The sequence below is a fragment of the Xenorhabdus khoisanae genome, assembly GCF_001037465.1.
GTDB classification, from domain to species: Bacteria; Pseudomonadota; Gammaproteobacteria; order Enterobacterales; family Enterobacteriaceae; genus Xenorhabdus; species Xenorhabdus khoisanae.
Genome location: NZ_LFCV01000165.1, coordinates 1 through 13914, shown reverse-complemented (window position 1 = coordinate 13914; position 13914 = coordinate 1). Strand labels below are relative to the sequence as shown.

Genomic DNA, 13914 nt, shown 5'->3' with positions numbered 1-13914 from the left:
ATGTTGAACAGGGAAATAGAGAGTTTTCGTTCGCCTTAAATTAGTAAATTATTTTTTAGTTTTAATTTTACATCATGTATTGAATGATTTTAGATTTATTTTTTTTATGAAAATATAACTGATTAATTAAATGGTATTAAAGTCGGCATAAGATAGATTATGAAAAAGAATATTATGGTTGTTTTTTCTTTGTTGATGGGTGAGTCAGATATAAATATTTAAGATATAATAGTTTTATTTTTTCATTTAATAACTATAACACTTAAAACGGAAGCCTGGCATATGACGCGTTATGAACAATTAGCTGGCATGATCCGCCAGCAGATAGAAGACGATATTTGGCAAGTGGGTGACAGGTTACCATCACTACGGGAATCGGTGAAATCGTCAGGATTGAGTTTGATGACGGTGCTGCAAGCCTATCAACTGCTGGAAAGTCAGGGATGGATCGTCGCGCGACCGCAATCAGGATATTATGTCGCCACTCGGTTAAAGCCCTTTGCCGCGGCAAAGGGAGGGAAGGAACTTAATTTAAGTGAAAATGTGGAAATTAGCGCGTCTATTTTTGATGTTTTGCAGGCATGTAAAGATCCGCAAATTATCCCTTTCGGCTCGGCTTTTCCTGACCCTTCCCTGTTGGCAGAACCTAAACTTTCAAAAATATTGGCTTCAGTCGCCCGTCGGTTTGTCCCACATAATTCGCTGGCAAATCTGCCGCCGGGTAATGAAAAGTTACGGCGCAATATATCTCGCCGTTATGCTGCCCACGGTATCCACGTTTCACCGGATGAGATTGTTATTACTGCGGGGGCCATGGAATCATTAAGTTTCAGCCTGCAATCCGTCACTTCTCCGGGAGATTGGGTAGTGATTGAATCTCCTGCTTTTTATGGCGCGTTACAAGCGATAGAACGATTGCGATTGAAAGCTATCGCGATTAAAACAGATCCACATACAGGCATTGATTTAGATACATTGGAAGAAATCGTACAAAAATATCCAATAAAAGCCTGTTGGTTGATGTCGCGTTTTCAAAACCCACTGTGCAGCACGATGCCATCTGAAAATAAACAGCGGCTGGTGGAAATGCTAAATCAAAACCAGATCGCCCTGATTGAAGATGATGTATATGGTGAACTGTATTTCGAGCAGGAGCCTCCTGCGCCAATAAAGGCATGGGATACAGAAAATAATTTCATGCACTGTTCATCATTTTCAAAGTGCCTTGCACCCGGATATCGAGTCGGTTGGGTTGCTGCGGGTAAACATGCGAAGAAAATTCAGCAATTACAGATGATGAGTACAGTGTCTGCCAGTACTCCAACCCAGTTGGCCATTGCGGATTATCTGGCGCAAGGAGGGTATGACAATCATCTGCGGCGGCTGCGACGCCAGTTGGAGCAACGGCAAGGCCAGATGTTACGGGCAATTAGTGAATATTTCCCTCAGTCAGTGAAAGTAAACAGTGCCCGTGGGGGATATTTTCTTTGGTTGGAGTTTGAACCGCCTTTTAATGCCAATCGACTATACCAATTGGCACTGGCTAAGAATATTAGTATTGCGCCGGGTAGTATGTTCTCCACCAGTTCCCAGTTTGATCATGCCTTCCGTCTGAATACTTCATTTGCATGGAATGAAATGCAGGCTGTTGCAATGAAAAATTTGGGGAGCATGTGCCACATGTTTCTCAAGGAATGCGGGTAATCAATCACACTTCAACTATCTCAATATTGTCGTAGGAAGAATTATTTGCGAATGTTCCTATTAACAATCTGACTTAATCATCTTTTGACGCTGTAAACAGAATATAAAAGTGGTGAGGGAGTGGCATGAAAATGAAATGTTTCGATTATGCAACATTACCAAAAGAGCAATGGTCTGAAGGGAGAGGCGAAACAAGGGATATTGTTTGCTGGCCAGTTTCTGATGATTTTGCCTGGCGAGCCTGTTTTACGACCATTCATCAAAGTGGCGCATTGGGGCAGTTCCCTGATATTGAACGCTCCATTGTTTTATTGAAAGGGAATGGTGCTCGCTTGACCAGTCCGGGTTTTCTGGAGCATGAACTGGTGAAAAAGATGGCACCATTCCATTTTTCAGGCGATATTCGGGGAAATGCTGAATTGTTGGATGGCCCGATTCAGTGCTTCAATATTATGACCCGCCGTTCCTGTTGGGCTTCTGAGATCTCATTGGTTTCCGATGAGCGCTTATTGCCGACATCTCACAGTGGCGTACTTTATGTTTTAAAAGGCCGTTGGGAAATGACAGGCGCAAATAGTGCTCAGCTTGCTTTTGGTCAGGGAGCATGGTGGTTGCCGGATATCAGGGAAGGGGTTATTAAGCCATTAGTTACAGATAGCCAATTATTATGGGTTGATTTACGCCCTGTTGGGTAAATAGGATACCCGATCACCTTTTAGACTTTCGTTGGTTGCATTCACTCACGCCCCCAGTGACATAGTTATCTATGTCCTGGGGATTTTCTCCCTTGTAGACTGGTACTTATTTTTTTATTTCATGAAAGCTCCACCATACACCAAATTTTGTCTCTCTTTTTTCTTTGTGTATAACGGAATTCTTTTGAAGCGCTTTATAGAAAGTCTCCGTTGGGCCAAATTCTGCGAATGTCATAAACATCACTCCTTCATTAGTCAGATAGTCACGATACTGACTAAAAAGAGTTTCCCCATAACTTGATATGGTATGTCCGGAAAGTTTCTCTTCTGACCAGGATTCAGGAGAAATTGGTCCATTGGCAAATATGTAGTCGTATTTACCATCGACAGATTCAAAGAGATTACTATTTATAAAATGGATGTCAGTAACTTTATTCAGATAAGCATTATGTTTAGCATGGTGTAATATATCGTCATTGATATCTGTTGCTGTTATCAAAGATGCACCTTTAAGGGCGGAATAAATAGCAAGAACGCCACTGCCCGTTCCTATATCAAGGACTTTTTTTCCAGTAAAATTATGATGCTTAATATTTTTTATAAGTAATGGTGTAGAGTGCGTTTGTAATGGGGATGGAAGAAATACTTGAGGAGTAACAGCTAACTTAATTCCTGCCAGTGTTATTTTTTCAGGGACTCCATTATTTGTCCGTAATTTTTCCTGCTCCAACCACCATTCTACATAAAGTTTGCAATTCTTATTCATAATAAGCTCTTTTTTAGGATGATTTGCAAGGATGAAGGATAGATACAGTCAAGAGATATTTTTGTGGCCAAGCCAGTCTTTATTGGATATCGCTGCCATCAATTCTATCAGTATGCTATTCATTGTCGCTATTACAGATTTTGTTATGGGGCGCTTTGTTATCATTTTTTCGGTATCTGTCAGTTTAAAATATATCAATCCTTAAAACTCAGTGAAATACTGCCTCACAATTTCCCTGCCAATCTCTATCGACGCCGTAGCCGCTGGAGAGGGTGCATTGCATACATGCAATGAACGGCGACCTTTTACAAAGTGAAAATCGTCCACCAATTTGCCATCGTCGGTGAGTGCCTGAGCGCGAACGCCGGCAGGTCCCGGTTTGATATCTTCTGGCCGCAAATCAGGAATAAGCTGACGGGCATTCTCAGTGAAAAGACGGCGTGAAAATGAACGCTGCATTTCTGCTACGCCTTCGCAAAAATAGCGTGTAGCAATCTTCCAAAATCCTTTGTATGTCAGTACCTCTGCTAAATCGCGTGGGTTGAAATCCGTTTTATGATATCCCTCGCGCTTAAATGCCAGTACCGCATTCGGGCCGACATCCCGCTTGCCATTGTGCATCCGTGTAAAATGAACGCCGAGGAAGGGGAAATCAGGATTGGGCACCGGGTAAATCAGATGATTAACCAGATAATTTTTACTGTTATTCAGTACATAATATTCGCCCCGAAATGGGACAATCTTCATGCCGGTTTTATAACCTGCCAACTGGGCAATTCTGTCACTGTACAATCCGGCACAATTCACCAGCCATTTAGCTTGATAACGGGTTTTTTGAGTTTGTACATCAACATAATCCCGGTGTTCACAAATACCTTGAACCTGTTGTTGATAATGAATATCTCCACCTTTGGCCTGAATAATTTCAGCCAGTTTTGTGGCAATTTCCGGATAATTCACAATACCTGCATCCGGCACCAGAATTGCCTCAAGGCCATTAACATAAGGCTCGCGTTCTTTTAATTGAGCTTGTGAAAGCCGTTTGACTTCAAGGCCATTCTGCACCCCTCGTTGATAGATATTTTCCAGCAAAGGCAGTTCTTTGAGTTGGGTTGCGACAATCACTTTACCGCAACGGTCGTAATATAACCCGTGCTGCTGGCAAAACTGATATATCGTGCGGTTGCCCTGTTTTGCCAGCCGTGCTTTTAAACTGCCGGGAGTGTAGTAAATGCCAGAGTGAACAACGTTGCTGTTATGGCCGCTTTGATGCGCTGCCACACCATTTTCTTTGTCCAACACGAGCAAGCGCAGGTGCGGATGACGTTCTTGCAGGGCATTGGCAGTGCCAAGCCCGACTAATCCAGCTCCAATGATAATCACGTCATACATTTTTAGAATGTTCCTCATGATTTTTATTTTTCAAACGACCCCATTTATTGCGTAAAAAATGCATGGCTCCTGCGGCGATCATCAATACTACTCCAGTTAGATCAGTCAGCACTCCCGGTTTGATTAAAAGAATCGCGGCGATCGCGAAGAGAATTCTTTCTAACCAATGGGTTTTGCTCATCCAGAAATTTGCGCAGGCAATGGAAAGTGAATAGATGCCAATCAGGGCCGTCAGGATAATATAACTGATGGACAGGGCATTTAAATGGTCGCCCTGCATCAATAATGCTGGGTTGTACACTAAAATAAATGGAATGATAAAGCCCGGCAAAGCCAGCCGTACTGCGTTCCATGAAGTTTGCATTGGATCAGCACGGGCAATGCTGGCTGCTGTATAACTGGCAAGTGCCACAGGTGGTGTAATATTGGAAAGCGCGCCAAACCAGAAAACAAAGAAGTGGGCCGCCAATGGTAAAACACCGGCTTTGATTAATATGGGTGACACTGTCACAGCAACGACGATATATAAGGCAGTTGAAGGTAACCCCATACTGAGGACAATACAAACCGCCATTACAACAAGCAGAATCATCCATAGGGTATTATTGGTGAGTGAAACAATATTGAAAGCAAGCGTAGAACCAATACCCGTCATGGTGACAACACAGATAATAACGCCAATAGCGGCACAGGCGACGGTAACTTGAATAGCCCCGCGAACAGCCTCATTCAGGGCAGCGGCAATTTTTTTGGGTGTCATGCGTACAGAAGTATCTGGTGTTATCCAGCTTGCGATGATAATCGTGATGATACCGAGGAAACCGGCATAAATCGGGGTTTTTCCGGTTAATAGCGTTCCGATCACAATAAATAGTGGTAATAATAACAAACCACGCGCTTTCAGTACGGTTTTAACTTGGGGAATATTATCCTTGCTGATGCCTTTTAATCCTTGTTTTTTGGCTTCCAGATCAATAGCGATAATCAGGGCTGCGTAATAGAGCAGAGCCGGAATGATGGCCGCAATCACAATAGTGGTGTAGGAGATACCCAGAAAACCCGCCATGATAAATGCGGCTGCGCCCATAATAGGTGGCATGATCATACCTCCCGTTGATGCCGCCGCTTCGACCGCACCGGCAAAACGGGAAGATAGCCCGATGTTTTTCATCAAAGGAATGGTGAAGGTGCCTGTTGTAGCAACGTTGGCAACAGCACTGCCACTGAGTGAACCTGTCAGGGCAGAAGAGATAACAGCAACCTGCGCTGGCCCGCCACGGCGACGTCCGGCTATTGATAAAGCAAGGTCATTGAACAAGGCAGTTGCACCACTGACACTTAAAAATGCGCCAAACAGAATAAAAGTGATGATTGCTGTTGATGCGGTAGATAGCGTAATACCAAAAATGCCTTCACTGGTCATAAATAAGCGGAACAGCAGACGTTCAAGCGAAAACCCGGCATGCCCGAAGATCCCCATGAAATATTGGCCGAATAGGGCATAGATAATGGCAAAGATGGATAAACCCGGTATGAAATAGCCTGTAGTGCGCCTCGCTGCTTCAAATAGCACCCCAATACCGATAACGGACATGACATAATCTGTGGTGTTGGGAATGCTGTTACGTACAACATGCAAGTCAGTGTAAGTAAAATAAAAATACCCATAGCTTATCAGTGTGAGCAGAATAAAAAAGTAATCCCAATAATTGAATTCGGAAGTCGAGTAACGTTTGGAAATTGGAAACAGAATAAAGCCTAAAACCAGAATGCCACTAAGGAAAGTTGCATTGCGGTAAAATTCTTGCGTATTGGATAAGGCGTTGGAATAGATAGAGTAAAGAGAAATAGTGACAGCAAGTATGGTTGTGAACTTCAAATAGACACCCATTAAATGGCGGCTGCCGGAGCCTGCTTCTTTATCCAGCTCAACAGCAGAAGATGACGTTATATTGTCAGTATTCATAGTAACTCCATAATATTATGGACAATAGCATCCCGTTAAAAATCGGAGTGAAAATTATGGTCGATTGACCGCAGATTTAAGTTCCGGAGGCACAAGGTAATCGGGGATATTCAGACCTATTTCGCGATAATATTGATAGGCACCAAGATGTAATGGAACGGAAACACCTTTTAGGGCGTTTTCGGGCAGAATGTATTTCGCAGAGCTGTGGATTTGGTGGACTTCCTTCTGGTTTTCAAACATCGCTTTTGTTAATTCATAAATGGTTTTTTCATCTATTTTGCGGGTTGTCATCAGAATATTGGGTTGAGCGATTGTTTGAACGGGCTGTTTTTGGCGAGGATAAGTTTCTGGTTTGATGATAAAGCGAAACCACGAGTTAGCGATGGCGTTAATTTTCTCCAGTTGTTCATTTGTCACATTGAGGATGCGGGCAGGAACGCCGCTGGCATACATATCTGTGACAGCCGATGCTGGTACACCAGCAGGTAAGGCCCCGCCATCAAGACGTCCATCCCGCATGGCAGAAACGGTATCGCCATAGCCAAGATATTCCGGTTGGATATCCTGCTTGCTAAGATTGATGCCTTTGAGAATAATCAGTGTAGATTGCTCAGTGCCGCTGGCTTGGGGCCCGACAGAAAAACGGGTTCCGGCAATATCATTCAGTGTTCCATCCTTGATCGTATTATCTGACAAAACAAAATGTTCAACATTTGGCCAGAGCACGGATATGGAACGCAGGTCTTGATAAGGACGATTTTCGAAATTACGGACACCTTGATAGGCTTCGACAGCGATCAAATTCTGTAAAATAGCGAGTTGTGCTTCATCTTTCTGGAGCAGGTCAATATTTTCAATCGAACCGGCTGAAGATTGCCCCGTGACCTGAATATTTTCCTGTTTCAGATGGTTACTCCATACATTGGCTAAACCGACGCCCATCGGGTAATAAGTTCCACCCGTGGAAGCGGTAGCTACGGAGAGAAAACGTTTATTGGCATTTTCTATCTTTCCTGCGATAGCCATGAAGATCAAAATAATGGCGGCAATTGTTGCCAATAGAAACTTGAGTTTTTTCGACGTTCTCTTTTTTATTGTCATAACATAATTACCAAATGTTGAGTAACAAGTGTTTAACGATTTGTTAAATTATATACAGTATGACACATTAAATTCAGAGTTTAATATTGCTAATTTGTGATAGGGGTATTGAAAATATCAAAATAAAAGATGTGTAATGGCATATGGATTTTGTGTAAGGAAAGTACGAAATAATTTTTAACGGATTACCAAGGCTGATAGGTTGCCTGAGTTAATTTGTTATTGATTTTTGAGGAGATAGTATAATGACTGCTACACATGATGATATTAACTACTATGATATTCAAACCCGTTATGCTGGTATATCGGTAATAGATACTGGCGGTAATGGTTTACCCGTCCTTCTGATACATGGCAATTCAAGTTGTAAAGAAATATTCCGTCACCAAATTAACTATCTAAAAGGGAACTATCTAAAAGGGAAATACCGAGTTTTGGCGTTAGATTTGCCCGGACATGGCGCATCATCAAATGCCAGTGAACCACGCCAAGCATATTCAATGCCGAGTTATGCACGCACTATTATTGAGGTATTGGAAAAGTTAGGGATTAACAGAGTCGTGGTTTTTGGCTGGTCATTGGGAGGGCATATTGGCTTGGAAATGTTGGCACTGTGTCCCAAAATGGTTGGGCTAATGATCTGTGGTACTCCACCGGTAGCGATTGGTGCAGATAACGTGGCCCTTGGTTTTAAACCCTGCGAACATATGGGGCTTGCTGGCAAAGCTGATTTTACTGAAGAAGATATTAAGCATTTTGCATACGAAACTTGTGGGGTCAATGCACCTCATGAATCTTTCCTTATTGAAGCCGTAGCAAGAACAGATGGATTGACACGACAATATATGTTTGAAGCTTTTCTTTCATCTCAAGCGACTGATCAAAAACTATTGGCTGAGACCAGTGAAATACCGTTAGCGATTGTTAATGGTGCTGGTGATCCATTTATTAACATCGACTATATTAATGGGTTGAATTACCGAAATCTTTGGAAAAATCAGGTATTCAATTTAGCGAATGTTGACCATGCCCCATTCTGGGAAGCTCCAGAAGTATTTAATCCGATTTTGGCTGAGTTTCTCAATGATTTTCAATGAATTTAATGGCTGTCCATTCTACTAATGTGCCCATTTTTTATTTGCATAAAACAATATTAAGGATACCCTTTGTTAACATAAAGGGTATCCTTATTTTCTTATTCATATTATATCAGTTATTTTTAATAAGATAATTTATCTGTCTGTATTAACTCACTGAATAATGAAGTTTATCGGATTTATATTTAGGGTTTAATTATAAGCATGCCCCTTTCGCTAAATTCCCCCAAAAACCACTGTCAGGAATTTTGTTACATAATGTTATGCAAGCAGTTTTTGCATAACCTGCAAGAAAATTACAAACAAACGCATTTGCGTTGGCAGTAGCAGTTACGCCGATAATTAATGAAAGTATACAGGCAGCTAGTTTTCTATTCATGATTTAATTCCTTAGTAAGAATGTAATTGTTTACATGATGAAGATTTATACTAATGCTAAAAGTAATCTATCTTTCACAATTGAGTGGCACATTATTTATACTTAACAACATACCACAACAATAACGTATTGATCTCTTACACTGTACCTTCAGGTTGAGATTTGTTGAGTATAGTATTTTTCATTTGTTATGGTCGATGTTATATATTTCATTTTACCTTGACTACAGGTTTGTTTACCCTATTTACATTCCATTGAAAATAATAATGAAGTTCCTTGTAATTATTTAAATTTATTGATTTTATTATAAAATAAACGGGTTGTTGTATTTATTAAAGGTTACCTGAAAATATTTTAGATTAGCTAATTTTATACAAGTCAGGGAGGTTATTAAAATAAAATACAGTAACATCGATTTTCGTAAGCTTTCATGAAATAACATATGATGATGACATCAGAATCACACTGTACAGTAAGGTGGGCATATATATTGTTAGCGACTAAAAAGGAAGAAGGCATGAACGAAAATAAAAGCCGTCGTGAATTTTTAAGCCAGAGCGGAAAAATGGTCACTACTTGTGCGTTGTTGGGCGCAGTCAGCCCTGTTGCGTATGCTGTTCAGTCAGTTACAGCAGACTGTGGAATGGGTAATTCCATGCAGGTAACTGATAAGCATTACTATTTAGATAATGTTTTGCTGGAATCGGGGTTTGCATTTGAGGGACAAACAGTAGTCGGTACTCTGACTGAGCTGAAAACTCTGGAAATCAACAAGGGTAAAATTGTTGCGTTGTGCGGAAACAAACAGTACTTGGACAGCCCATTACCACGTTACGATGCGGGCGGTAAATTGATACTCCCGGCAATGCGGGATATGCACATTCATCTGGATAAAACTTATTATGGTGGATCATGGCGCGCCCTCAACCGACCGGCTGGTACCACAATTCAGGACATGATCAAACTTGAGCAGAAAATATTACCGGAACTGCAACCATACACTCAGGAGCGCGCAGAAAAACTGATTGACCTTATCCAGTCGAAAGGTTCCACCATCGCCCGCAGTCACTGCAATATTGAACCAACTTCAGGACTGAAAAATCTTGAAAACCTGCAAGAAGTGCTGACGCGTCGTCAATCTGGTTTTAGTTGTGAGATTGTGGCTTTCCCGCAGCATGGTCTCTTGCTTGCCGAATCAGAATCGTTGATGCGTGAAGCGATGCAGGCGGGGGCACACTATGTGGGCGGTCTTGATCCCACCAGCGTTGACGGCGTGATGGAAAAGTCCCTTGATACTATGTTCCAGATTGCGCTGGACTATGGCAAAGGAGTGGACATTCATCTGCACGAAACCGATCTGGCAGGCGTAGCGGCGATTAATTACATGATAGACACCGTTGAAAAAACGCCACAGTTAAAAGGCAAACTGACCATCAGCCACGCCTTTGCACTGGCGACGCTGGATGAACAACAAGTGGATGAAATAGCTACCCGCATGGCGGCGCAGCAGATAACTATTGCATCGACTGTGCCTATCGGTACGCTGCATATGCCGCTCAAACAGTTACGCGACAAAGGCGTATTCGTGATGACCGGCACCGATAGCGTAATTGATCACTGGTCACCATATGGTTTGGGTGACATGCTGGAAAAAGCCAACCTGTATGCACAGCTCTATATTTATCCGAACGAGCAGGCGTTGTCTCGTGCACTGGGGATTGCCACTGGCGATGTGCTGCCGCTCAATGATAAAGGCGAGCGCATATGGCCTAAAGTGCAGGATGATGCCAGCTTTGTGCTGGTGGATGCCTCCTGTTCTGCTGAGGCGGTGGCACGTATTTCGCCGCGAACCGCGACATTCCATAAAGGGGAAATGGTATGGGGGAGCGTGGGGAAAATGGATAGGCTTTAAGTTTTCGGTCACTGCATAACTCAGTGACCGAAACGATATTTCAGGTCGTCACAGATTTCTGTATGCAAGTAACTTATCTACCAGTTGTGCTTTTTCTATGACAGTAACCCATTTACCCCGACGTAACGCAACTTGACGTGTTTTCATTTCCTGCTCTCCGACAATCAAGATATTAGGAATTTTTAATTGATGGAATCGTTTAATTTTACGGGCTACAGAACTATTACTGTGATCTGCCAGCACATGTAGATCCGCAGATTTGAGTAAATCCACTATTGTGTTGGCATAATCGAGTGCAGCTTCATTGACTGTTGCAATCGCAATGGGTAACGGATGAATCCACTCCGGCAAAGCGCCCTGAGTGACTTCCAACAGCATGCCAAGCCATCGCTCTATTGAGCCATACATGGCTTGATGTAAGATCACCGGACGTTCTTTTTCTCCGGCAGCATTTGTGTATGTGATATCGAAGCGCTCCGGGAGATTAAAGTCCAGTTGAACTGTGCCACACTGCCATTCACGTCCGAGATTATCCTGAAGTGCCAGTTCAATTTTTGGCCCATAAAATGAGCCTTCTCCAACCTGTAATTCGAAATCAATTGATTCACTGTGACAGACTTCAATTAAAATCTGTTCAGCTCTTTGCCACAAAGCGTCATCTCCCAAAGCAAATTCGGGTCGAGTGGAGATTTTGACCGAAAGCTGCTGATAGCCATATTGACTGTAAACCAGTCTGGCCCGGTTCAGAAAATGATTTACTTCAACTTGAACTTGTGACCAGTCACAAAAAACATGGGCATCATCCTGAGTGAACTGCCGTAGACGCAAACAGCCATTCAGAGAACCAGAAGATTCATTACGATGGACGAGTCCAAATTCAAATAGCTTTACGGGCAGTTCCCTGTAACTGTGCACACTGTGTTTGAACAGTAAAATATGTGCCGGACAAGACATAGGTTTTAGCGCGTAATCTTGTATTTCTTCCTGATCACCACCAAAGAACATATTTTCGCCATACATTGTAAGATGACCGGAAGTTTGCCATAGCTCCTTTTTCAAAAACTGGGGAGTGCGAACCTCTTGAAAACCATGTTGTTGATAAAGTTGGCGGATATGCTGCTGAATGGCCTGAAACAACCGCCATCCATTTGGGTGCCAGAAAATCATGCCCGGCCCTTGGGGCTCCGAGTGAAACAAGTCGAGTTGTTGCGCGATTTCACGGTGAGTTTTCATAGTTTCTCCTTGATGAAACTCTGAGCGAAACGCATAAAGTTGGTATAAAAAAACCCTCTGGCGAATCGCTCAGAGGGTTTTAAGAATTCAGTCGTGCCTACCCCCCGAACAACCTGATGGTTTCGGTGGTGGTAGTTTGTTGGGCTGGCTTGGCCAGAATGTAAGACAATCTATTTTTCATAATGTTGAAATTATTAGCAGCCAGAATCAGAAAAAGCAAGTTAAATAATGAACTTTCTTAATAACCTCTGACTTCCTCGCTGTAACTTTTTCGCAATCGTTTAAAGGATTTTCATATCAATGTTATTGTCAGGTAACATACTGGAAATTTAATATGTTACCCGAATAGTGCTTAGAGCCTGCTGGGATAGACTCTTAATATGACAAAACCTGCGATGTGCTTTTTTAAGAAGAATGACTAATTGATTAATTCAATCGCATTCAGATCGCTATTATTGGTTAAATCCTTCCCGTTGAAGAATCGTATAAGAAGATCGGCCAGCACATCCGGGCGTTCTACCATGACGAGATGATCTGATTTTTTAATGGTGGTGAATATTGAGTTTGGAAAAATAGACGCGCAATGCTTAACATATTCAGGCGGTGTAATGATGTCATACTCGCCGGTAGCAAATAAAATTGGCTTGTTAAAGCCTTCGGCTTTCTCGTATTTCTTTTGGTTTAAGAGACGTATTTGGAGATGTTCATATCGTTCTCCCTGATGTCGCGTTGATTCTTGTAGCGTCTTTTTCAGAAGTTTATATGTCGTATCTCTTCCTAATATATTAATACCGGGTTCGAGACAGAGGATACTTGAAATTATCTGCTCTGTAGATTCTTCGTATTCCCCTTCGCTGAGTAATCGTAAGGCTGTATTGAGCCTATCTTGAATGTGAGGTGGTTGAGTTAATGCGGTACCGATTAATACTGATTTATTAATTCTATCGGGCCATTGATATGAGAATGCCAGAGCAGTAGCGCCACCGTAGGAAATACCAATGAGATTTACTGTTTGCAAGGAAAGAATATCTAAAATATGTCGTGCGCATTGAGCAAGAAATTCAAAGCATTCCTTTTTGGGAAGACTTTCGGGAATATCATCCGCAGAGCCTGTTCCCGGTAAATCAACAAATATGAGCGGGCCGTCATCTTTGAGAAGATACTCAAGGTGTGGCAAGGAATACATATCTTGAAAACCGCCCGCTATAATAAGCTTTGGTATTGCTGTTGTTGCACTGATATCACCAATGACACGAAAAGCATATTTTACGCCATGCCATTTGATTTCTCTTCTGTCTTGGGGGGGAGGGCGATGAGTTGAATCAATAAAAGCGGCGAGGGATTCAACATTTCTGAATCTAAGTACATCGCTCCAATCTATTTTCTTTCCTAAATTTTGCTCAATAAAAATTTGTATTTCGACCAGCGAGATGGAGTCTGCTCCGAGACTGAAAAAATCATCTTTGATATTCATTGACTCTACATGTAGTACTTCTTGACATACTTTCAGTATTTCATTTTCAGTGTCATTGAGTTTTTGGTTTTGTGATGATGTTGTGATCATATCTACCTCTTATTTCCACTTAGTTATTTTTTGATAATCTTAGTTAGTGTTTTATGAAAACAGGTAGTTTTTGATGAATAAACGCCCAGAAGGATACACATC

The 13914-nt window shown here is 42.0% G+C and carries 12 protein-coding genes; 5 read left to right on the top strand and 7 right to left on the bottom strand.

Annotation, left to right across the window (positions count from 1 at the left end):
* The first annotated feature begins 282 nt into the window (after positions 1-282).
* A complete protein-coding gene (locus AB204_RS18820) occupies positions 283-1704 on the top strand; it encodes an aminotransferase-like domain-containing protein (protein ID WP_047964916.1) in 1422 nt (473 codons plus the stop codon).
* 125 nt (positions 1705-1829) lie between these two features.
* Positions 1830-2399, top strand: coding sequence for a HutD/Ves family protein (locus AB204_RS18815; protein ID WP_047964915.1), 570 nt, complete (start codon positions 1830-1832; stop codon positions 2397-2399).
* Between the two features lie 106 nt (positions 2400-2505).
* Here AB204_RS18815 and AB204_RS20975 read toward each other — a convergent pair whose 3' ends face one another.
* Positions 2506-3165 carry a methyltransferase gene (locus AB204_RS20975; protein ID WP_053067951.1) on the bottom strand — a complete coding sequence of 220 codons (660 nt, stop codon included), beginning with the start codon at positions 3163-3165 and terminating at the stop codon, positions 2506-2508.
* 31 nt (positions 3166-3196) lie between these two features.
* On the opposite strand from AB204_RS20975, the gene AB204_RS22885 reads away from it, so the two are divergent.
* Entirely contained in the window at positions 3197-3370 is a 174-nt protein-coding gene (locus tag AB204_RS22885) for a hypothetical protein (protein WP_161796583.1), read from the top strand.
* Here the strand turns inward: AB204_RS22885 and lhgO are convergent.
* Genes lhgO through AB204_RS18795 form a run of 3 tightly spaced genes read right to left on the bottom strand, consistent with a single transcriptional unit; the run spans position 3367 to position 7627 of the window.
* On the bottom strand, positions 3367-4557 hold the full coding sequence (gene lhgO / locus AB204_RS18805) for an L-2-hydroxyglutarate oxidase (protein WP_047964914.1): 1191 nt from the start codon (positions 4555-4557) through the stop codon (positions 3367-3369). The two genes, AB204_RS22885 and lhgO, sit on opposite strands and share 4 nt — an antisense overlap.
* Complete coding sequence (locus tag AB204_RS18800) at positions 4550-6523, bottom strand: TRAP transporter permease (RefSeq protein ID WP_047964913.1); 1974 nt, start codon at positions 6521-6523, stop codon at positions 4550-4552. Before AB204_RS18800 ends, lhgO begins: the two co-directional genes overlap by 8 nt.
* A gap of 54 nt (positions 6524-6577) precedes the next feature.
* Entirely contained in the window at positions 6578-7627 is a 1050-nt protein-coding gene (locus tag AB204_RS18795; RefSeq protein ID WP_047964912.1) for a TAXI family TRAP transporter solute-binding subunit, read from the bottom strand.
* A 245-nt stretch (positions 7628-7872) separates the two neighbouring features.
* On the opposite strand from AB204_RS18795, the gene AB204_RS18790 reads away from it, so the two are divergent.
* Positions 7873-8724, top strand: a complete 852-nt coding sequence (locus AB204_RS18790; protein ID WP_047964911.1) for an alpha/beta fold hydrolase — start codon at positions 7873-7875, stop codon at positions 8722-8724.
* A gap of 196 nt (positions 8725-8920) precedes the next feature.
* Here the strand turns inward: AB204_RS18790 and AB204_RS18785 are convergent, their stop codons facing one another.
* Entirely contained in the window at positions 8921-9103 is a 183-nt protein-coding gene (locus AB204_RS18785; protein ID WP_047964910.1) for a hypothetical protein, read from the bottom strand.
* 517 nt (positions 9104-9620) lie between these two features.
* Between AB204_RS18785 and AB204_RS18780 the strand changes: the two genes are divergently transcribed.
* Positions 9621-11015, top strand: a complete 1395-nt coding sequence (locus tag AB204_RS18780; RefSeq protein WP_047964909.1) for an amidohydrolase family protein — start codon at positions 9621-9623, stop codon at positions 11013-11015.
* 48 nt (positions 11016-11063) lie between these two features.
* Here AB204_RS18780 and thrS read toward each other — a convergent pair whose 3' ends face one another.
* Together thrS and AB204_RS18770 are read right to left on the bottom strand one after the other, a co-directional pair.
* Positions 11064-12248 (bottom strand): threonine--tRNA ligase, encoded by a 1185-nt coding sequence (gene thrS, locus AB204_RS18775; RefSeq protein ID WP_053067950.1) that lies wholly within the window; start codon positions 12246-12248, stop codon positions 11064-11066.
* Positions 12249-12666: 418 nt separating this feature from the next.
* Positions 12667-13812: an alpha/beta fold hydrolase gene (locus AB204_RS18770; RefSeq protein WP_235428142.1), complete on the bottom strand. Its 1146-nt coding sequence runs from the start codon at positions 13810-13812 to the stop codon at positions 12667-12669.
* Positions 13813-13914 lie beyond the last annotated feature (102 nt).